Raw genomic sequence first — 20,752 nt, forward strand, 5'->3', positions numbered from 1 at the left:
CAACGGCCTACCAAGGAGACGGAATGAAAACGATTCTCATCACAGGGGGCCTGGGGCAGATCGGCACGGAACTGTCAACCTATCTGCGTCGGGCATACGGAACGAATCACGTCATTGTTACAGATGTTGTGCGCAAGGATTCTCCCGTTGTGGAGGAGGGACCTTTTGAACAACTGGACGTGACCGATGGCAAGCGGCTGGCGGAATTGGTGGATCGCTATCATGTGGATACGGTCATGCATTTGGCGGCATTATTGTCCGCCGTGGCAGAAGCGCATCCGCAAGCGGCGTATCACATCAATCTCGACGGCCTTTTTCAAGTGTTGGAAGTCGCGCGCGAGAAGAAACTGGCGGTGTTTACGCCCAGCTCGATCGGCGCCTTTGGTGCGTCCACTCCGAAAGTGACGCCGCAGGATACCATTCAGCGCCCGAGCACGATGTACGGCGTAACCAAAGTGGCGGGCGAGCTTCTTTGTGATTACTATTTCCGCCGCTTCGGCGTGGATACGCGCGGCGTGCGTTTTCCGGGCCTGATTTCCTATGCGGCGCTTCCGGGTGGCGGTACGACGGATTATGCGGTGGACATTTATTATGCGGCGCTGAAAACGGGCCATTATGACTGCCCCATCGCGGCGGGAACGTTGATGGATATGATGTACATTCCCGATGCCCTTCGCGCCGTGCACGAGCTGATGGAGGCGGATCCGACGAGGTTAACGCATCGCAACGCCTTTAATATTGCGGCCATGAGCTTTGCACCGGAAGACATCGCGGCGGCCATCCAAAAGGAATTGCCCTCGTTCACTATGTCGTATCAGGTCAATCCCATTTTGCAGGCCATTGCCGATTCCTGGCCGGATAAACTGGACGATACGGCGGCTCGTGAGGAATGGGGCTGGAAGGCGCAGTACGATCTACAAACCATGACGAAAGATATGTTGCAGAATCTACGGCCGCGTTTGGTCGAGACAAAATAAATGGATCCCCGTTTACGAAAGGAGCTCACCATGAGCATTCATGACATGGAGTACTTGCAACAAAAAATTGATGGATTAAAGGCCGAGGGCCTGTATAAATCGTTCAAAGTGGTGGAAGGCCCGAACGAGGCGGAATGCGTGATCGACGGTAAAAAAGTGATCAACCTTTCGTCCAACAACTATCTGGGCTTTGCCAATCATCCGCGGCTCAAAGAGGCCGCCATCAAAGCGATTCGCGAATACGGTGTCGGTGCCGGCGCGGTGCGTCCCATCAACGGTAACCTGCTGTTGCATGAAGAATTGGAAAAATTGCTTGCCGAGTTCAAGGAAGAGGAAGCCGTCGTTGTCTATCAATCGGGATTTAACTGCAATGCCGGAACCATCCAGGCGGCAGTGGATGAAGGCGATCTCATCATTTCGGATGAACTCAACCATGCCTCGATTATTGACGGTTGCCGTCTGTCCAAGGCCAAGAAAACGGTGTTTCGCCACAGCGATATGGAGGACCTGGAGCGCGTGTTGAAAGAGCGCCGCGCAGATTACGACAAGGTGCTCATCATTACCGACGGTGTATTTTCCATGGACGGGGACATCGCGAATTTGCCGGGCATCGTCGCTCTGGCGGAAAAGTACGACTGCATGACCTATGTGGATGATGCCCATGCCTCCGGCGTACTCGGACGCAGCGGACGCGGCACGGTGGATCACTTCCATCTGCATGGCAAGGTGGATTTCATCATCGGAACATTGTCGAAAGCTATCGGCGTCATCGGCGGTTACGTGGCGGGAAAGAAGGCCACGATTGACTGGCTGAAGAACCGCAGCCGCCCGCTGCTCTTCTCCACCGGAAACACCCCGGCCGACACGGCGGCGATCATCGAAGCCATCAAAATGCTGATGGAAAGCGACGAATACACCGAAAAACTTTGGGCCAATGCGCGCCTGTTTAAAGAAAAGCTCAACACCTTAGGCTTTAATACAGGACACAGCGAAACTCCGATCACTCCGATTATTATCGGTGACGAAGCCAAGACAGGGGAATTTTCCGAAAAACTCTTTCAGGCGGGCGTCTTTACCAGCCCCATCGTCTTCCCGACGGTACCCAAGGGCACAGGTCGCGTGCGCTGCATGATTACGGCGGCCCATACGCCGGAGCAGATTACGCGTGCGGTGGAGATCATTGGCCGCGTGGGAAAGGAACTGGGCATTATCTAACGATGTTCCCGTCCCATGTCTCGGAATGGTTTCAAAGGGACGCGCGGGCTGTATGAAAACGCGCTGCCATATCACATAACATAAAGAAAGGCTGTACATCGAAAAACCGATGTACAGCCTTTTGCATCTGCCTAAAAATGGGAGAGCTTATTTCAGGTTTTTAACGAACATGCTGATGAAGGTGATCGTCTGCGGCTGATAGATGATATCCACCAGGAAGGCACCAACGATCGGAACAATCATCATGGCCTTACGTGAATAGCCGTAACGGTCGTTGACAGCGGTCATGTTGACGATCGCCGAAGGCGTTGCACCAAGGCCGTGTCCACAAAGACCGGCGCACATAACAGCAGCATCGTAGTCCGCACCAAGGATACGGAAGATGATGAAGTAGGAAGCCAAAGCGAGGAACAGCACCTGGCAAAGGACGACAAGGAGAACGCCGCCAACCAGATCCGCAATTTCCCAGAGCTTCAGCGTCATCAACGCCAAGGCTAGGAACAGGTTCAGCATTACCGTACCGATACCATCCACCAGCGCAAAATCGAAGGTGTAGAAGTGATACTTTTCGTTCAAGTTACGGACGATTACAGCGACGAACATGGCGCCAACGTAGGTCGGGAAGGAGAGGTGGATCAGTTTTCCGATCCAGCCGGCGATGAGCGTACCGGCGGCCATGCAGGCTATAATGACAACCACGTTCTGAATGAGCTCGAAGCTTGTGAGTTTGTGATCGCTTTCGGTGGCGTTGACGTTTTCCGCATCGGTCACAAAGTCTTCATTGGTCGGCTTCAGGTGATGACGCTCAATAAGTAGACGCCCGAGCGGGCCACCAATTAAAACGGCCGAAATCAGGCCGAATGTCGCGGCTGCCGCACCGACGGTTTTGGCGATGGGGTAGCCCATTTCCACGAAGCTGTTGCCATAGGAAAGCGCAGCACCGTGTCCGCCGATCATGGAGATAGCGCTCGCGAGAAGCGCATACGGCGGTTCCAGACCGGTGGCGGCGGAAATGCCCATACCGATGCAGTTTTGAATAATGGAAACAACACCGCAGACCAGCCAATAGATGATCAACAGTTTACCGCCGCTCTTCAGAAGCTTTAAGCTCGCGCCGAGACCGACGGTGGTAAAGAATGCCAACATAAAAACACTTTGGAAGGGATCATCGAATACAAAGGTAAAGCTTCCGGTGGTATGCCCGACCCAGGTGATGAGCATAAACAGAAAGCCGCCTACAACCGGCGCAGGAATACAGAATTTCGCGAGGAAATTGATCTTGCGCACCAGCAGGTATCCGATGAGAAGAAGGATGGCGGCTAACGCGAGCGTCAGCACGCTATTGAGATTGATCGTAAATAAACCATCGACAACTTCGAATTTCATAATGCCTCCTTTTCTCTTTCGTTTTTATCAAGCTTCTACAGATGCACCTATATTGTATCATTTCTTTTATATTTGGAGAACCTGGTTGCGAAACCTTTTCCCTAAAATTGCTGCAAATAGTTTTGGAGAAAAAGGGAGTCTTCCCGTGCTAAAACCGCATTTCCCGCCAGCTCCTCCACATGGTGCTCAAACTCATGACGCAGGGTTTCGCGAACGTGAACTTTCAGCTCTTCCCGATCACAAAACGGAAATTGTCTCTGGAAGGATCCATAATAGAGCTCGATCCGTCTTCCCAGCGTATCGCAAATATACCGTCCAAGCACCACCAGATCATCATGACGAGCCTGCGGATGGATTTCGACTTGAGGCTGAATTTGAATTTGTCCGTTTAATTCACGAAAGAGAAATTCCGGAAGCTCCTCGGCTAATTCCTGCACGATTTGCTGAAAATCGGCAATGGAAGGAAAGGCGGTTGGCGAAACGGTAGCTCCGTCCGGCACGTAATACGGCGCAATTGCGCGCCATAATGCGGAGACGGAAAAGCCGATCACCGTATACGGATCGCCTTTCACTTCGGCCAGAAAACCGGGCGGCATATCCTGCAGACCGTATGCGCCGGCGCGGTCTAATAGCTGCGGCGTGAGATAGGCTTGCAGCTGTGCTTCCATTTGCGGGGTGTAGGGTGAAAACGTTACTTCTGCGAAGGTCTCATACTGCAGCATGCCCTGCAGTGTGCGTAAACAGACCGCAGTCACCACCGTATGCGTCGTACCAAAATAGGAGCGCATCATCCACTCCGCTGCTGCCATGTCGCGGGGCTTATTGTAGATTTGTTCGTTATGGACCACGATGGTATCTGCCGCAATATAGAGGGTGTTGCCCAAAAGGGAAAAGCTTGGATTTTGGCAGCCGGCTTTCGCCATGGCAAGCGCGCGGGCGGCAATGGCTGCGCGTTCCACCATCGGTTTTCCGACGGTCTCGGACAGCGACGCCTGCCGTATGGTTTCCTCATCGCAAGGGACGTGTTCGCGTCTCGGATGCAGAAATGCCAACAAGGCGCGTCTTCTCGGCGATCCACTCATCAGCACAACGTGCTCAAAAGAACCGAGTGTTCCGTTTTGCTGCGCAACGGTCGAAAACATTTTTTCCTCCTTCCGGATCGGAATGGGCGAATCATCACAAAGACATCAAAATTCCACATCTCTCCCATGCTACAATAGCTATGGATAAATCATCCTTCATGCAATCGATCAGCTGAGAGTGAGCATTTCGTGTTCGCCTGTCCTGCTTTCAGGCGACGGACGAAAGCAAATCATCCGATGCCCTTTGGGACATCGGATTTTTGTTTTCTGTACACCAAAGCACAGTAGCGCAGAACAGCAGGCACGTTTATTCCAGCACGAAGTTGCCGTTGACAAAAACGGCTTTTTCTACCCCGTCCGCCGTGATGCCAACAATGGACAGGTCTCTTGTACCGACCATAAAATCTTCGTGAATTTGCGAAACATTGGCACCGTGCGCTTTTAATTCTTCTTCCGTCATATTTTCTCCACCCTCTATCGTTGTCGGGTAGCTTGCACCGAAAGCGAAATGGCAGGAAGCATTTTCGTCAAAGAGGGTTTCATAAAATAGTGTTTGGGAAAGCGAAATCGGCGAATCATAGGGAACCAGAGCAATTTCGCCAAGATGCACGGCGTTTTCATCCTCCGCCAGAAGCGCTTTCAGCTTTTCTTCTCCCTTTTTGGCGGAATAGGATGTCACAGCACCGTCCACAAAGTGCAGGGTGAAGTCCTCAATCAGACTGCCGTTATAGGCCAGCGGACGCGTGGCTACGAGGGTTCCGTCCACCCCTTCGCGATGGGGCATGGTGAACACTTCTTCGGTGGGCATATTGGGAACAAACGCCGTTCCGCGGTTATCGCTGGATGTCGCGGCACACCAGATATGACCTTCCGGAAGGCGCACGACAAGATCGGTGCCGTTTGCTGCCCGATAGTGCATCCGTTCAAAACGGTAGTGATTCAAACGATCGGCACGCTCTTGCAGACGCTGGAGATGCGCCTGCCAAGCAGCCACGGGATCTTCCTCATTGAGACGCATGACGGAAAAGATCTGTTCCCAAAGGCGTTCCACCGCTTCCTTGTCATTCGCTGCCTCGGGATAGACCTTTTTGGCCCAGGCGGTACAGGGAACCGCCACGATACACCAGGATACTTCATCATTCATGGTGTAATGCCGCAGGGGCTTAAATTTCTTATTGAGCGCCATCGAAGCGCGTTGCACACGGTCGTGATCCACGCCGGCAAGCGCTTCCGGGTCGGAGGAGATCAGATGAATCATGTGAACTCCTTTTTTTAAGTAGTATTCGCGTTTGTCGTAGAGGTACTGGGGAACATTGTCCAACACCTCTAACGACGCATGTTCGAGGCGCAGGCGGCCAAGTGCGTCATCCTGCCAATCCACGACGACTTCGCTGGCGCCGGCCTCATAGGCATACTTGGCCACGAGGCGCGCAAAATCCGCCGCTTCAATCGCGGCGCTGATGATGACCGGAACGCCGGGCTGAACGTTGGAGCCGACTTCCACGATGAGACGCGCGTAGGCGTCGAAACGTTGATCGTTGGTTTTCATGATTCCTCCTTGTGATGCGTCAAAGCGCAAATACTTTCTATTCTCTTCGCATGGAACGCCGCTTTCCGGCGAAGGCTCGTTTCAATGCGAGCGCATTTTCCGGTGCGGTTCCATTCCTTCCCGGTACAGCTCACCCTTTTCCGGTGCGTGGAAAAAGAAAATAGGGTAGCATAATAACGAAAATTGTCGATCGCTATCGTTATTATAACGGAATCCCGTTGGAAAGGAGAAACGATGGAAAAGAGTGTATCCCGCGCGGAGGTGCCGGTCCGGGAGACTTGGGATCTTCGTCCGATTTTTGAAACCGAAGAAGCCTTTGAGGCGGCGTTTACAAAGGTGGAAAAAGAGGCCGATGCGTTTGTGACCCGCTATGACGGCACATGGACGTCGGCAAAGCAAGTGAATGAAGCCTTGACGGCCTATGCGCTTCTGTTCGCAAAAGTGGAACGCCTGGAGGCATACGCCTCTTTGCAAGTGGAAGAGGATACTTCCAATAAGACCAATGCCCAACGGGAGGCCCGCACCGCGGCGCGTCTCGCCATCCTCGGCAAGAAGCTGGCGTTTGTGCCCATCACCCTTGCCCATGCGAAGGAGGCCATCCGAGAAGAATCGGCTCGCCTCATGCCGAAGCATGCGCGCTACCTTGCGCGCCTTGCCAAAGACAAGGCACATTTTCTCTCGCCGGAAACCGAAGCGACGCTTGCCGCCTTAGCACCCACCTTTTACGCACCGGAGCAAATCTATGCGGACAGCAAATTCGGCGATACGGTCTTTCCGCCGTTTACGGTGAACGGAAAAACCGTCCAGATGACCTACAATACCTTTGAAAATCGCTATGAAACGGAAACAGATCATGCGTTGCGCCATAAGGCGGCAGAAGTCTTTTACGGCGAGCTCTCCCGTCATCGTCATGTCACCGCTTCCGCGTATAATGCCCGTGTTCAGCAGGAGAAAATCGAAGCGGATCTGCGCGGTTATGATTCCGTGTTTTCCTTCCTTTTGGCCGACCAAGAGGTTCCGCGCGAACTGTATGACCGCCAGATTGACGTCATTATGCAGGATCTGGCGCCCATAATGCAGAAGTATGCGCGTCTGCTGCAGCGCGTCTACGATCTGCCTTCCATGACGAGCTATGATCTCAAGTTGGAGCTGGATCCCACGTTTGTTTCCCACGTCTCGTATGAGGAAGCGGCGACGTACATTAAAGACGGTCTTTCCATTCTGGGAGAAGATTATGTACAAATGCTTTCGCAGGCATTCAACGATCGGTGGATTGATTATGCCGAAAACCAGGGCAAGTGCACCGGTGCCTTCTGTGCCGACGTTTACGGCGTTCATCCCTATATTCTTACCAGTTTCAATTATCGTATGGATGAGGTGGCGACCCTGGCCCATGAACTGGGCCATGCCGGCCAAAGCGTTCTCACCTGTGCGGCGCAGCCCTATCTCAACAAGGAAATGTCACTTTACATGGTGGAGTCGCCCTCGACCACCAATGAGCTCATCATGGAAAACTATTTGCTCCAGAAAGCCGGCGACAACAAGCGCGAACGCCGTTGGGTGCTTTCGCAGATGCTTTCCAAGACCTACTACCACAACTTCGTGACGCATCTCTTGGAGGCAGCCTATCAGCGTGAAGTCTACCGTATCGTGGACGGTGGCGGCTCCGTGGATGCCGATGATCTTTCCGGCATTTATCGCGACGTCTTGACACGCTTCTGGGGCGATGCTGTAGAAATCAAGGACGGTTCCACGCTCACCTGGATGCGCCAGCCCCACTACTACAACGGCCTTTATTCCTATACCTATTCCGCCGGCCTTACCGTCGGAACCCAGATGGCGCTTCGCCTGATGGCGTCCTCGGGGGCGGATGGAAAAGGCGATGCCACGTCCGGAAAGGCCGGCAGCTCGGATCGAAACAAGGTTGGACGGAACGACCGTGCGGCGGGGGAGGCTCATGCCGGCGGATCGGATCGTCAAGCGGTCGTCAAGGCATGGCGTTCCTTCCTCTCGGCCGGCGGATCGCTGAATCCTATTGCCCAGGCCGCTCTTGTCGACGTGGACATTACCACCGACAAACCCCTGAAAGATACGATTCGCTATATCGGTTCGATTGTGGATGAACTGGTGGAATTAAGCTAAAAGCCCAAGCCGCCCCGCCCGCTCGCCGCTCGCTGGACCAAGCCGTCCCGCCCGCTCGCCGCTCGCTTCGCCTCGGCGCAGCATCTGCGGAAGATTTGCTTCCGGCTCGTCGAAGAGGCGGCTCGCGGACGGGGCGGCTTGGCGGGGAGAGCGGGCAAGGGTTGTTTTGGAGGCAGAATTGCTGAGGGGCTTGTGATTTACGTCTGTAGCGATGGTGGCGGATTGCTGAAATCGCGCTTCCGCCACCATCGTTTTCGGCTTGGGTGATGGTGGTGGTTTGCTGAAATCGCGCTTCCGCCACCATCGTTTTTATGGTCGGTGATGGTGGCGGTTTGCTGAAATCGCGCTTCCGCCACCATCGCTTGCGGCTTGAGTGATGGTGGCGGTTTGCTGAAAACGGGCTTCCGCCACCATCGTTTTCGGCTTGGGTGATGGTGGCAGTTGGGCCAAAACGGGCTTCCGCCACCATCAGTTGCGGCTGAGGCGATGGTGGCAGTTTGAGGGAAATGGGCTTCCGCCACCATCGTTTTCGGCTTTGGCGATGGTGGCTATTCGCGGAAATTGCGCTACCACCACCACTATTTGCGACTTCGACGATGGTGGCGGTTTGTCGAAATCGTGCTTCCGCCACCATCGTAGAAAGGCGGTGCCGACCTGCGGTCGGCGGTTTCGGCGTTATACGGCTTTATTTTTCGCTGCTTGCCGCAAGGATCGTGTTTATTTTGCAATTATCGCGTAACCACTCTACAAAATGACGAACGGACTTAGAGTGGTTTCGCTATTTCAGCAATTCCACTCTACAAGATGACGAACGAGTGTAGAGTGGTTTCGCTATTTTGGCAATTTCACTCTACAGGATGATGAACGAGTGTAGAGTGGGTTCACTATTTTGGCAATTTCACTCTACAGGATGAAGCACGGATGTAGAGTGGTTTCGCTATTTTGGCAATTTCACTCTACAAGATAAGGAGCCGGCCTGCGGCCGGCGGTTTGAAAACGCCGCCGAAGGCGGCTTCCTTCTGCAAATCGCGCCGCCAACATCGTTTCCGGCGGCGCACCTTTACAAAAAAGGAAGCGACGCGCCCGTCGCTTCCTTAATCTGTAATCCGTGTTCAAAGCCGCACGCAAAAATGCTTTGTTCTCCGCAATTTATTCGCCCGCACCATCCACCACCCCGGCATCCTTCCGCGCACCGCATCTTCGACGAACCGGAAGTTCGCCATCCACGAGTATATCGCCGAGGAGAAGCCGGCGGTGGAAGGAAGGGTGCTGGGGCGGACATGCCGGCGGTGGAAGGAAGGGTGCCGGGGTGGACATGCCGACGGCGCAAGGGAGGGCGCCGGGGAGGCCCTTCGCTTATCCTCCCAAATACGCCTTCTTGATTTCCGGCGCGTGCAATAATTCTTCGCCGGAGCCTTCCATCACAATGCGACCGGTTTCCATGACGTAACAGCGGTCGGCGACGGAGAGCGCGGCTTGCGCATTTTGTTCCACCAAGAGGATGGTGGTGCCGGCCTCATGCAGGCGGCGAATGATAGCAAAGATCTGCTCCACAATGAGCGGGGCCAAGCCCATGGAGGGCTCATCGAGCATGAGCATCTTCGGGTGCGACATCAGCGCGCGACCAATGGCGAGCATCTGCTGTTCACCGCCGGAGAGCGTGCCGGCAATCTGCTCGCGTCGTTCTTCCAGACGGGGGAAAAGCGTGTATACGCGTTCATAACCGGCTTGTACAACCGTTTCGTCTGCTTGAAGATACGCGCCCATGCGCAGATTTTCTTCCACCGTCATTTTGGTAAAAACGCGGCGGCCTTCCGGAGATTGGGCAATTCCGCGTCCGACGATTTTATGTGCCGGGACATGAACCAAATCCGCTCCTTCAAATGTGATGGTGCCGGATTTGATGGGCAGAAGTCCGGAAATGGACTGCAATGTGGTCGTTTTACCGGCGCCGTTGGCACCGATTAAGGTGACAATTTCGCCTTCATTCACATGAAAGGAAATGTCTTTGATGGCGTGAATGGCGCCATAGTACACGTTGAGACCTTCTACCTGCAGCAAGGTTTTCTCAGGCATGCGACGCCTCCTTTCCCAAATAGGCTTCAATCACCGACGGGTCGTTGGACACCTCCGAGGGCGTGCCTTTGGCGATGATGCGGCCGAAATTGAGCACCGCAATTCCTTCACAGATGCCCATGACAAGATTCATGTCGTGCTCAATGAGGAAAATCGCAATTTGGAACCGATCCCGAATGTAGACAATGTTATCCATCAGCTCCGCCGTTTCGGACGGGTTCATGCCGGCGGCCGGCTCATCCAACAGGAGAATCTTGGGATTGGTGGCCAGCGCGCGTACGATTTCCAAGCGCCGTTGGGCGCCATAGGGAAGAGAGTCCGACTCCTGATTCGCCAAGTCCTGAAGGTTGAAAATAGAAAGAAGGTCCAGCGCTTTTTCGCGGGCCTCTTTTTCCTGCTGCCAATATTTGGGCAGGCGCAGGAAGGTGTCGACCATGGAATAGGTCGAACGCTGATGCAGGGCAATCAGAATGTTTTCAAGGACGGTCAAATTCTTGAACAGACGAATGTTCTGGAAGGTGCGCGCAATGCCGGCCTGATTGAGCTGCGGCGTATTCATGCGAAGCGCATCACGGCCGTCCAGAAGAATCGTGCCGCGCGTAGGATCATAGACGCGCGTAAGCAAGTTAAAGATTGTGGTCTTTCCGGCACCGTTCGGGCCGATGAGGCCGGCGATTTCGGTGCGCCCGATGGCGATATCAAAATCACTGACGGCGGTCAGTCCGCCGAAATCAATGCCCAGATTGCGGCATTCGAGAATGGGCGCACTTTGGACATCGCGCTCCGGAATGCGGTTTCGACTCGGCACGGGCACCAGTTTTGTTTCCGGGCGATTGCGCCAATTCTGTCCTGTGGTCGGATGCGAAGGATTAGGCATGCTCTTCCTCCTTTCCCGTCTTCTTGCGCCGTGCCAGCACCTTTTCCACCCACCGGCTCAGCGAAAAGTCATAGTCGCCGAGGAGGCCCTTCGGACGGAAAATCATCATCAGAATGAGCAGCAAGGCGAAGGCGACCATGCGGTAGCTCTCAAAACCGCGGAGAAGCTCCTGCAAGGTCGTATACAGGGTGGCCGAAAGAACGGAGCCAAGCATGGAGCCCATGCCGCCAAGGACGACAATGACCAGCACCTCAATGGACTTCATGAAGGTGAAGCTCGTGGGATAGAGGGAGCCCAGATAGCCGGCATAAAGCGCTCCGGCCAGCCCTGCCAAGGCCGCAGAAAAGGCGAACGCATAGGTTTTGTAATACGTTGTGGGAATACCTACACTTTCTGCAGCAATTTCATTTTCCCGAATGGAGAGAATCGCGCGTCCGTGACGGGATTTCATCAGCACGTGAATCAGAAAAAGACACAGCACGACGCAGATAAAAATCAGCAGCAGGCTGGTAAATTTCGGCAAACGCTTCAGCCCGGCGGCACCATACGTGAGCGTAACGCCGAAGGTCTGATCGATATTGGTCAGCACGACGCGAATAATCTCGCCGAAGCCGAGGGTGATAATGGCCAGATAGTCGCCGCGCAGACGAAGGGCCGGAATGCCGATCAGAAAGCCTAAAAAGCCGGAAACCAGCATAGCGATGAGAAGGCCTATGAGGATATAAAAGATCGCTTCCGGCGTCAGGTTGCCGCGCAGGAGCTTCGCCAGCGGCGTGGTTTTCAGATAGATGCCGGAGGCATAGGCGCCGATGGCCATAAAGCCGGCATGTCCCAAGGGCAGTTGGCCCAGATAGCCCACGGGAATATTCAATGATGCGGCCAGGATGATGTTGATGCCGACCATGATGAGGATGCCGTTCCAATATTCGGTGATGATGCCGGCGGAACGAAGCGCCATCAGCAAGACGCCACAGAGCACGATGAGCAGCGTATTTACAGCATAGCGCGCCGGCATGGGATAGGATCGTACCATAGCAACCTACACTTTCTCGCGCCGCGTTACGCCCATGATTCCGTCCGGTTTAAAGAGTAATACCAGAATGAGAATCGCGAAAACAACGGCATCTTTCCAAATCGACAGACCAACGGCCGATGCCAGCACCTCCAACACGCCGATGAGCAGCCCGCCCACCATCGCACCGGGAAGCGAACCGATTCCGCCGAGAACTGCTGCGACAAAAGCCTTTAAGCCGAGCATCGAGCCCATGGTGGGGGATACCTGCGGATAGGAGCTGACATAGAGCACGGCACCGATGCCGGCGAGAGCCGATCCGATCAGGAAGGTGAAGGCGATGGTGCGATTGACATCAATGCCCATGAGTCGTGCAGCGTCCATGTCTTCGGAAACGGCGCGCATGGCCTGTCCGCGCTTGGAACGCGAAACCAGAAGCGTCAGCCCCACCATGCTTAAGACGGAAACAAAGAGTGTGACAATGGCGGCATAACTAATGCTGGTGCTGCCCAAATGCAGGGCTCCGGGCACCAGCGGATCCAAACTCTTGGCGTCCGCTCCGAAGAGAATCTGTGCACCGTTTTGCAGCAAAAAGCTCATGCCGATGGCTGTGATTAACAGCGACAGGCGCGGCGCATTCAGAAGGGGACGGTACGCGATTTGTTGGATGAGAAGGCCGACAATCGTGGAAGCCAAAACGGCGATCATCGCCGCCAAAACGGGATGAAGATGAAATTGCACCAAGGCATAAAACAGACTGTAGGCACCGATCATGATAACGTCTCCGTGCGCAAAATTGAGCAGGAGAATAATGCCATAGACCATGGAATAGCCCAAAGCGACTAAGGCATAGATGGAGCCGGTCTGTAAGCCGTTGATGAATTGCGTAAAAAATAAAGATAAATTCATACGTTCCTCCGAAGGATTCCGAACAGCGCGGATAAAAAAGACGCCGACGATCGTCGGCGTCTTTTCCGGCGAAGCGAAAATCAATACATTTCTTTGAAGACTTCTTGTCCGTTCTTCAATTCGATAATCGCTGCCTCCTTAATCGGGTTGTTCTGTTCATCAAAGGAATAGGTGCCGGTGATGCCTTTCAGATTGGAAGCACCCTTGAGCGCTGCAATGACGGCTTCATAGTATTCCGGTGTTTGCGGGGCGAGCCCTTTCTCTTCCGCTGCTTTGAGCCCGTAGGTCATCAGCATGGCAGCATCGTAACCGAGTGGGGCAAACATATTCGGCACATCCGAAGAGAATGCCTTCTTGTAGTTGGCTTCAAAGTCTTTCACGCTCTCCGTTCCCGGCGCATATCCGGAGCAATAGACCAGACCTTCCAGGTGCTCAGGGCTGGCATAATCTTTAATGGATCCCATGCCGTCGCCACCAATGAATTTTCCTTGGAATCCGGCGTTGCGGGCCGCCGTAACGGCAAGGCCGGCCTCACTGTAATAGATCGGAAGCATGATGACGTCCGGCTTGGCTGCGCTCAGCTTTGTCATTTGCGCACGGAAGTCTTTATCGCCGGTGCCGAAGGCCTCTGTGCCGACGATGGTCATGCCAAGATCTTCCGCTGTTTTTACGAAAGAGTCTTTGATCCCTTCCGAATAGTCGCTTCCCGTTTCATAAAAGACGGCGACGGTCTTGGCACCCAGCTTCTCTTTGGCATATTTTGCCATCTTTTCGCCCTGATACGGATCGGTAAAGCAGGAACGGAAGACGTTGGTGCGTACTTCCGGTTTATCGGCGTCCGGATCGATCACCGTGACGCCTAGCGCCGTGCCGGAGGCGGTAATCTGCGGTACATTATCCTCAAACGTTTCATCTGCGAGCTGAATCGTGGGGCCGGTTAACACCGAACCGATAATCGCGGTGGCGCCTTCCTGTTTTGCCAGATGATACGCGTTGATCGCTTCTACGCCGTCGCCTTTGTCATCATATTCGAGAAGCTCGACGTTCTTTCCGTTAATTCCGCCGCTCTCGTTGAGCTGATCGAACCAAAGCTTGACCGCATTGCGCACGGGAATTCCATATTGTTGATAATCTCCGGTCGTGTTGCCGATAAAAGCAACTTTAATGGTTTTATCGGAAGCTTCTCCGCTTGCAGTCGGCTTCTTGCTGTCGTTTTCCGTGGCGTTGCCGGAACAGGCCGTCATAATAAACAACAACGTCAAAATCAAGGCACAAAATCGTTTCATACGCTGCTCCTTTGGTTCATACGCCTGCCTCTGTGGGAGATATCCGCAAGAGAAAAAAAGGCGTCGACAGTCTTGCATTTTCCGGGGGAAAGGCCCCGCGTAAGCGCAAGACAAAAAACGCATTACTTTGAAAAACAATAAAAAGTAATTTATAAAAATCTAACGCAAACGGGGGAAAATGTCAAACAAAACGATTGAAATTTGGTCATTTGTAAGGGAAAACGTTATGATGGAAAATGCGACGACATTCCATTAATTATGCAAGGAAAATGAAAACGAAAGGAAATAAAAAAAGCCCTCGGCGCCACCCGCTACGCGCAGTAGACGGAAGTGCTTTTCGCCGAGGACGAGAAGGAAAGCGATCAGGCTTCCCTTAACAAGGGTTCCACATGGGGGACCGCTACTTTTCCGACCACAAAGGCGATGCCGGCTTTGATCAGATCTCCGGGAATAAAGGGGATGAGCCCGGCTTCCAATATTGCCATCAGGTTCATGTCGGCGCCTTTGAGTACGTCGAGGACATAGTACATGTACGGAAGGCCGATGACATAGCAGCTGGCTGCTGTGACGAGCACGGCAACGGCCATGCCGGCGGTTGTTTTGCCGAATGCGGTGCGATGGGCTATGAGCGAGCCCAAAAATGCGGCCAAGATGAATCCGAACAGAAAGCCGGTCGAGGGGGAAACAAAAATCGCCGAGCCTTTCATGAACAGCATCAGCACAAAATGAACCCCCATGGCCAGCGCCGCATCAGCCGGCTGAAGAAGCAAAGCGGCTAAAATGACGAATACGGTTTGCAAGGTGATAGGAATGGGACCGATAGGAATTCGTATGAGCGATCCGATGAAGGTTAAGGCTGCCATGACAGCGATGCGGGTAATACGTCTTGCGTTCATTATGGTTCTCCTTTGATTTTTATGTTTTTCACGTGCCGTTTTTATTTCCGTTGCAATCGGCTTCATCGGTATCCGAAAACGAATTCGATTGACAACCAAATATAAAATATGGTTGACGCGATAAAGACAGTGTAGCATAGGACATAAAAACACCGCAAGGAAAAACAAATCAAAAAGGAATCGCTCGTTCTTCCGGCGCAGAAAATCAAAATTCGAACAAGCTCGGAATCCCCCTTTTCGGTGGACATTATGTGGAATATTCTGTAGAATGACTAGGAAGGCTTGCTACAAGGAAAAACCTTTGCAAAAGGAAGAAGGAGGAAATCATGACGGACAAAGTGATGTCCATGAAGGACGCCGTTGCCAAGTACGTTGAAGACGGCGATGTCCTGTGCTTCGGCGGTTTCACCACAAACCGCAAACCGTATGCCGCTGTTTTCGAGATTCTACGTCAGGGACAAAAAGATCTCGTCGGCTGGTCCAGCCCTGCGGGCGGCGACTGGGATCTTCTCATCGGCTCCGGACGCGTGAAAGCGTATATCAACTGCTATACGGCGAACTCCGGATTTACCAACGTTTCCCGTCGTTTCCGCGAAGCGATTGAAAAGGGCGAACTGTTATTTGAAGATTATTCGCAGGATGTGCTTATGCTGCAGCTGCATGCCGCGGCCCTCGGCTTGCCGTTTCTGCCGACACGCTTCATGGCTGCCAGTGGCCTGACAAAGTATTGGGGCATGTCCAAAGAGGTGCGCAAGACCCTTGAAAAAGTAGATGATTTAAAGCTCGTGGAGATGGACAATCCGTTCCATCCGGGCGAAAAATGTGTTGCTGTTCCGGTACCGAAGCTGGATACGGCGATCATTCATGTGCAGAAAGCCAGCCCCGACGGCACCGCGATCATTTATGGCGATGAATTCCACGACGTGGATATTGCCATGGCGGCGCGCAAAACCATCGTGACGTGCGAAGAATTGGTCAGCAACGAAGAAATCCGCAAAGATCCCGCTCTTCCCAATGTCTTCCAGGGATGCGTCGATGCGGTTGTCCATGCTCCCTACGGTGCATGGCCGGCACAGTGCTACGACTACTACGATGATGATCCGCAGGCGCTTCGCGAATACGACAGAGCCTCGAAATATCTGGACGACGAGGATGCCAAAGCGAAAATGGCGAAGAAAAACATTCCCTATGATCCCAAGAACAAGCCGGAGACCTTCAAAGACTACTGCGAAAAGTGGATCTATAGTGTGGAAAATCACGATCAGTTGCTGGACAAGATCGGCGGAAGCCGTTTGGCCAAGCTGAAAGTTGTGCCGGGTCTCGGTTACTCGACCTACGTGAAATAGCAGGAGGGGAATCGACATGTCAGATTACACAAAATATACCAAACAGGAAATGCAGGCGTATGCCATTGCCAAATCCATTAAACCGAATATGATCGTTACGATCGGCACGGGGCTGCCGCTGATTGGCGGATCCTTGGCCAAACGCGTGATCCAACCGAGCTGCATGCTCATCGTTGAGAGCGGCCTGATGGACTGCGCACCGGTTGAAGTACCAAGAAGCGTCGGCGATTGCCGCTTCATGGCACACTGCGCTGTACAATGGCCGAATGTGCGATTTGTTGGCTTTGAGACGAATATGTATCTGCACGGCTTCGATAATAACATCGCCTTTATCGGCGGTGCCGAAATCGATCCGTATGGAAACGTCAACTCGACTTCGATCGGCGACTACAATCACCCCAAGACACGCTTCACGGGTTCGGGCGGAGCAAACGGCATTGCAACGTATCAGAATACGGTACTGATGATGCAACATCAAAAACGCCGTTTCACCGAGAAGATTGACTACGTCACGAGCCCCGGATGGGTTACCGGACCGGGATCCCGTGCGGCAGCTGGCCTTCCCGAAGACCGCGGCCCGCAAATGGTCGTTACCGATTTGGGCATCATGAAATTTGACGAGAAGACTAAGAGAATGTATCTGGCGTATTACTATCCGTACTCGACGCCGGAAGAAATTCAGGAAAACACCGGCTTTGAAATCGATCTGAGCCGTGCGCAGCTGATGGAAGGACCGAGCCCTGAAATCATCCGCATCATCCGCGAAGAAATTGATCCGGGTCAGGTCTTTATCAAAGTACCGAAGGAAACGAAGTAGTCGTAGGTTCCGTGTACACAACTTCAAAAAATGAAAGTGGAGGAGTAATGAGCGATTACATGTATTCCATGCCCGGATACTTTCAGACGATGCCAACGGTCGGAAGACCGTTAAGCCGTCCGAATCCGGAAAATGAAAAAGAATTGAAAGATATTGAGGCGGATATTGCCCGTCGTGTGAAGGAAGCTGCCGATGCCGGAAAATCGGATGAAGGCATTCATCAATCAGGCCAGATGACGGCATGGGAGCGCATTCTGACATTGGTCGATGACGGTATGTTCCTGCCGCTGAACAGCCTCTATAATCCCATGAACAACAAAAACGGATCCACCGGCATCATCAAGGGACTGGGCAGAATTGCCGGCCGTTGGACGGTGATCGTGGCTTCCGACAACAAGAAATTAGCAGGCGCCTGGGTTCCGGGACAGTCCGAAAACCTCATCCGCGCATCCGATACGGCAAAGATGCTGCACATTCCACTGGTCTATGTGCTTAACTGCTCCGGGGTCAAGCTCGACGAGCAGGAATTGGTCTATGCCAACCGTCGTGGCGGCGGCGCACCGTTCTACCGTAACTCCGAATTGAACCAGCTTGGCGTTCCCGTCATCGTCGGCATCTTTGGTACGAACCCTGCCGGCGGTGGCTATCATTCCATCAGCCCGACGATCCTGATTGCACATCAGGATGCCAACATGGCAGTCGGCGGCGCCGGCATTTTGGGTGGCATGAACCCGAAGGGCTACATGGACCAAGAAAGCGCCGAGCAGCTGATTGAAGCGACCAAGCGCGACACCTCTACGCCTCCGGGAAGAGTAGCCGTTCATTATAACGAAACGGGATTCTTCCGCGAAGTCTATGCCGATGAGCAAGGCGTTTTGGCGGGCATCCGCAAGTATGTGGGATTCTTGCCGTGCTATGATCCCCAATTCTTCCGCGTGGACGATCCGAAGGAACCGCTATACTCCTCGGAAGATCTCTATTCCATCGTTCCGCTGAACAAGAAAAAACAGTACAAACCGGAAGACGTTCTGGGACGTTTGTTCGACGGTTCTGAATTCATGGAATACAAAAAAGGTTACGGTCCGGAAATCATCTGCGGTCTGGCTAAAGTCAACGGCTTACTGGTTGGCGTGGTAACCAATAATCAGGGTCTGTTGATGAACTATCCGGAATACAAAGAAGGATCCGTCGGTATCGGTGGAAAGCTCTATCGTCAGGGTCTGATCAAGATGAATGAATTCGTGACGCTATGTGCACGTGACCGTGTGCCTCTGGTTTGGATTCAGGACACGACCGGCATTGACGTCGGTGATCCGGCGGAGCGCGCGGAGCTGCTTGGCTTAGGTCAGTCGCTTATTTACTCCATCCAAGATACGCATATGGCTTCGTTGGAGATTACCCTGCGCAAGGGTACCGCTGCAGCCCATTATGTTATGGGTGGCCCGCAGGGACATACGTCCAACGTGTTCTCGCTGGGTACCGCCGCAACCGAAATGAACGTTATGACGGGTGAAACCGCCGCCGCGGCGATGTACAGCCGTCGCTTGGTAAAGGAACAAAAAGCGGGGAACTCGCTGGATCCGACGATCGAAAAGATGAACGCGTTGATCAATGACTACACCGAAAAGTCGACGCCGCAGTATTGCGCGAAGCTCGGTCTGGTGGACGAAGTGGTCAACATGGTTCATCTGCGCTCGTACATCCAAGCGTTTACGGAAAGCTATTATCAGAATCCGCAATCGATCGCTCCGGTGCATCAGATGATGACACCGCGCATCATTCGCGATTTTGACGCACTGCAAAAATAAAGGAAGCACTCGTTATGCCGGATCGGTTCCGGCATAACGACATTTCCAATGGAGGAAAGGAGATTACAGTGACGGATAATGAAAAAACGGTACAAGATACGGCCGTAACGGAAGCACCGAAGACGGAAGGTGCCCCGGCAGCTCCGAAAAAGAAAAAAGAGGTGTTGCCCGGAGTAAAAATGTTACAGGACATCGTGACGGATGTTTATCAGGCGGCGTGGGACGCGAAAAAAGCGGGCCGTCCGGTAGGCTGGTCCTCCTCGAAGTTCCCGTGCGAATTGGCCGAGGTTTTTGATCTCGCTGTTGTGTATCCTGAAAACCAGGCGGCCGGTATTGCTGCTCGTCATGATGGGGAACGCATGTGCCAAGAAGCGGAAAACATGGGCTTTGATAATGATATCTGCGGTTATGCACGTATCAGCTTGGCATATTCCGCCGGCATTGAGACGACGAATGAGAGTCGCCGTGTGCCGGAGCCGGATTTCGTGCTCTGCTGCAACAACATCTGCAACTGCATGACGAAATGGTATGAGAATATTGCGCGTATGCACAATATTCCGCTGATCATGATCGATATTCCATACCGTAACGAAGTCGGTGTTTCCCAGGACAATATTGATTACATCAAAGCGCAGTTCCAGGATGCGATTAAACAGTTGGAGAAAATCTCGGGCAAGAAATTTGATGAGAAGAAGTTTGAAGAAGTCTGTGCCAATGCCAACCGCACCTCCAAGGCTTGGCTGAAAGTCTGCGATTTCCAGAAATATGTGCCTTCGCCGATGTCCGGATTCGATCTGTTCAACCACATGGCGGATATCGTCACCGCGCGTGCCAAGAAGGCTACTGCGGAAGCGTTTAATCAATTGGCAGTCGATCTGGAACGCTATCGTCAGGAAGGAAAGTCCACGGCACCGTTTGAAGAACAATATCGTATTCTCTTTGAAGGTATTCCGTGCTGGCCTGCTCTTCGCGATCTCTTTAAGCCGTTAAAGAAAGACGGCCTGAATGTCACAGCCGTTGTGTATGCGCCGGCGTTCGGCTTTGTCTATGACGACTTGGACAGCATGTGTGCAGCGTATTGCAAGGCGCCGAACAGCGTTTGCTTGGAAGAAGGCGTGGAGTGGCGCGCCAAACTCTGCCGTGACAACAAGGTGGATGGTGCCCTCGTGCACTACAACCGCAGCTGCAAGCCGTGGTCGGGCTATATGCCGGAAATGCAGCGTCGTTGGACGGAACAGCTGGGCATTCCCTGCGTCGCATTTGATGGTGACCAGGCGGATCCGCGTAACTTCAATGCTGCCCAATATGAAACCCGCGTACAGGGCTTGGTGGAAGCCATGGCTGATCGTCGTGCGAAGATGAAGGAGAACTAAG

At 53.3% G+C, this 20,752-nt stretch carries 16 protein-coding genes; 7 read left to right on the forward strand and 9 right to left on the reverse strand.

All coding sequences use genetic code 11. The features are described from left to right. Nucleotides 1–23 precede the first annotated feature (23 nt). Together FXY30_RS02970 and FXY30_RS02975 are read left to right on the forward strand one after the other, a co-directional pair. Complete coding sequence (locus FXY30_RS02970; protein ID WP_071705242.1) at nt 24–977, forward strand: L-threonine 3-dehydrogenase; 954 nt, start codon at nt 24–26, stop codon at nt 975–977. A 30-nt stretch (nt 978–1,007) separates the two neighbouring features. After that, on the forward strand, nt 1,008–2,192 hold the full coding sequence (locus FXY30_RS02975) for a glycine C-acetyltransferase (protein WP_071705243.1): 1,185 nt from the start codon (nt 1,008–1,010) through the stop codon (nt 2,190–2,192). Nucleotides 2,193–2,339: 147 nt separating this feature from the next. On the opposite strand, the gene gltS is transcribed toward FXY30_RS02975, so the two are convergent. The 3 genes from gltS to FXY30_RS02990 form a co-directional block, all read right to left on the reverse strand. Continuing rightward, nucleotides 2,340–3,578 carry a sodium/glutamate symporter gene (gene gltS, locus FXY30_RS02980; RefSeq protein ID WP_071705244.1) on the reverse strand — a complete coding sequence of 413 codons (1,239 nt, stop codon included), beginning with the start codon at nt 3,576–3,578 and terminating at the stop codon, nt 2,340–2,342. Between the two features lie 101 nt (nt 3,579–3,679). Next, nucleotides 3,680–4,720: a Maf family protein gene (locus FXY30_RS02985; protein WP_071705245.1), complete on the reverse strand. Its 1,041-nt coding sequence runs from the start codon at nt 4,718–4,720 to the stop codon at nt 3,680–3,682. A gap of 247 nt (nt 4,721–4,967) precedes the next feature. Then, nucleotides 4,968–6,209 carry an aminopeptidase gene (locus tag FXY30_RS02990; RefSeq protein WP_071705246.1) on the reverse strand — a complete coding sequence of 414 codons (1,242 nt, stop codon included), beginning with the start codon at nt 6,207–6,209 and terminating at the stop codon, nt 4,968–4,970. A gap of 234 nt (nt 6,210–6,443) precedes the next feature. Here FXY30_RS02990 and pepF point away from each other — a divergent pair, with 234 nt between their 5' ends. Further along, entirely contained in the window at nt 6,444–8,351 is a 1,908-nt protein-coding gene (gene pepF / locus FXY30_RS02995; RefSeq protein ID WP_071705247.1) for an oligoendopeptidase F, read from the forward strand. A gap of 1,356 nt (nt 8,352–9,707) precedes the next feature. Here pepF and FXY30_RS03000 read toward each other — a convergent pair. The 6 genes from FXY30_RS03000 to FXY30_RS03025 form a co-directional block, all read right to left on the reverse strand. Then, nucleotides 9,708–10,412, reverse strand: a complete 705-nt coding sequence (locus FXY30_RS03000; protein ID WP_071706079.1) for an ABC transporter ATP-binding protein — start codon at nt 10,410–10,412, stop codon at nt 9,708–9,710. A 7-nt stretch (nt 10,413–10,419) separates the two neighbouring features. Next, complete coding sequence (locus FXY30_RS03005; RefSeq protein ID WP_083428159.1) at nt 10,420–11,304, reverse strand: ABC transporter ATP-binding protein; 885 nt, start codon at nt 11,302–11,304, stop codon at nt 10,420–10,422. Further along, nucleotides 11,297–12,337: a branched-chain amino acid ABC transporter permease gene (locus FXY30_RS03010; RefSeq protein ID WP_071705249.1), complete on the reverse strand. Its 1,041-nt coding sequence runs from the start codon at nt 12,335–12,337 to the stop codon at nt 11,297–11,299. The genes FXY30_RS03005 and FXY30_RS03010 overlap by 8 nt, the downstream gene beginning before the upstream one ends. Nucleotides 12,338–12,343: 6 nt before the next feature. After that, nucleotides 12,344–13,225: a branched-chain amino acid ABC transporter permease gene (locus FXY30_RS03015; protein WP_071706081.1), complete on the reverse strand. Its 882-nt coding sequence runs from the start codon at nt 13,223–13,225 to the stop codon at nt 12,344–12,346. Between the two features lie 80 nt (nt 13,226–13,305). After that, nucleotides 13,306–14,511 carry an ABC transporter substrate-binding protein gene (locus FXY30_RS03020; RefSeq protein ID WP_071705250.1) on the reverse strand — a complete coding sequence of 402 codons (1,206 nt, stop codon included), beginning with the start codon at nt 14,509–14,511 and terminating at the stop codon, nt 13,306–13,308. A 362-nt stretch (nt 14,512–14,873) separates the two neighbouring features. Beyond that, nucleotides 14,874–15,407, reverse strand: a complete 534-nt coding sequence (locus tag FXY30_RS03025; protein ID WP_071705251.1) for a biotin transporter BioY — start codon at nt 15,405–15,407, stop codon at nt 14,874–14,876. A gap of 326 nt (nt 15,408–15,733) precedes the next feature. Here FXY30_RS03025 and gctA point away from each other — a divergent pair, with 326 nt between their 5' ends. The 4 genes from gctA to FXY30_RS03045 are packed head-to-tail and all read left to right on the forward strand — an operon-like array spanning nt 15,734 to nt 20,751. Next, nucleotides 15,734–16,753: a glutaconate CoA-transferase subunit A gene (gene gctA / locus FXY30_RS03030; protein WP_071705252.1), complete on the forward strand. Its 1,020-nt coding sequence runs from the start codon at nt 15,734–15,736 to the stop codon at nt 16,751–16,753. A gap of 16 nt (nt 16,754–16,769) precedes the next feature. Beyond that, complete coding sequence (gene gctB, locus FXY30_RS03035) at nt 16,770–17,570, forward strand: glutaconate CoA-transferase subunit B (protein WP_071705253.1); 801 nt, start codon at nt 16,770–16,772, stop codon at nt 17,568–17,570. A 47-nt stretch (nt 17,571–17,617) separates the two neighbouring features. Then, nucleotides 17,618–19,378 carry an acyl-CoA carboxylase subunit beta gene (locus FXY30_RS03040; RefSeq protein WP_071705254.1) on the forward strand — a complete coding sequence of 587 codons (1,761 nt, stop codon included), beginning with the start codon at nt 17,618–17,620 and terminating at the stop codon, nt 19,376–19,378. A 14-nt stretch (nt 19,379–19,392) separates the two neighbouring features. Further along, the gene (locus FXY30_RS03045) at nt 19,393–20,751 is read left to right on the forward strand and encodes a 2-hydroxyacyl-CoA dehydratase subunit D (protein WP_269457025.1); all 1,359 of its coding nucleotides are present in this window, start codon (nt 19,393–19,395) and stop codon (nt 20,749–20,751) included. Nucleotide 20,752: the final 1 nt, after the last annotated feature.

This window comes from Murdochiella vaginalis (assembly GCF_902381775.1).
In the GTDB taxonomy this organism is placed as follows: Bacteria; Bacillota; Clostridia; order Tissierellales; family Peptoniphilaceae; genus Murdochiella; species Murdochiella vaginalis.

Bases quoted from the DNA above. Each gene is read 5' to 3' on its own strand.
- FXY30_RS02970 (WP_071705242.1), top strand. From the start codon at position 24: ATGAAAACGATTCTCATCACAGGGGGCCTGGGGCAGATCGGCACGGAA.
- FXY30_RS02975 (WP_071705243.1), top strand. From the start codon at position 1,008: ATGAGCATTCATGACATGGAGTACTTGCAACAAAAAATTGATGGATTA.
- gltS (WP_071705244.1), bottom strand. From the start codon at position 3,578: ATGAAATTCGAAGTTGTCGATGGTTTATTTACGATCAATCTCAATAGC.
- FXY30_RS02985 (WP_071705245.1), bottom strand. From the start codon at position 4,720: ATGTTTTCGACCGTTGCGCAGCAAAACGGAACACTCGGTTCTTTTGAG.
- FXY30_RS02990 (WP_071705246.1), bottom strand. From the start codon at position 6,209: ATGAAAACCAACGATCAACGTTTCGACGCCTACGCGCGTCTCATCGTG.
- pepF (WP_071705247.1), top strand. From the start codon at position 6,444: ATGGAAAAGAGTGTATCCCGCGCGGAGGTGCCGGTCCGGGAGACTTGG.
- FXY30_RS03005 (WP_083428159.1), bottom strand. From the start codon at position 11,304: ATGCCTAATCCTTCGCATCCGACCACAGGACAGAATTGGCGCAATCGC.
- FXY30_RS03010 (WP_071705249.1), bottom strand. From the start codon at position 12,337: ATGGTACGATCCTATCCCATGCCGGCGCGCTATGCTGTAAATACGCTG.
- FXY30_RS03015 (WP_071706081.1), bottom strand. From the start codon at position 13,225: ATGAATTTATCTTTATTTTTTACGCAATTCATCAACGGCTTACAGACC.
- FXY30_RS03020 (WP_071705250.1), bottom strand. From the start codon at position 14,511: ATGAAACGATTTTGTGCCTTGATTTTGACGTTGTTGTTTATTATGACG.
- FXY30_RS03025 (WP_071705251.1), bottom strand. From the start codon at position 15,407: ATGAACGCAAGACGTATTACCCGCATCGCTGTCATGGCAGCCTTAACC.
- gctA (WP_071705252.1), top strand. From the start codon at position 15,734: ATGACGGACAAAGTGATGTCCATGAAGGACGCCGTTGCCAAGTACGTT.
- gctB (WP_071705253.1), top strand. From the start codon at position 16,770: ATGTCAGATTACACAAAATATACCAAACAGGAAATGCAGGCGTATGCC.
- FXY30_RS03040 (WP_071705254.1), top strand. From the start codon at position 17,618: ATGAGCGATTACATGTATTCCATGCCCGGATACTTTCAGACGATGCCA.
- FXY30_RS03045 (WP_269457025.1), top strand. From the start codon at position 19,393: ATGCCGGATCGGTTCCGGCATAACGACATTTCCAATGGAGGAAAGGAG.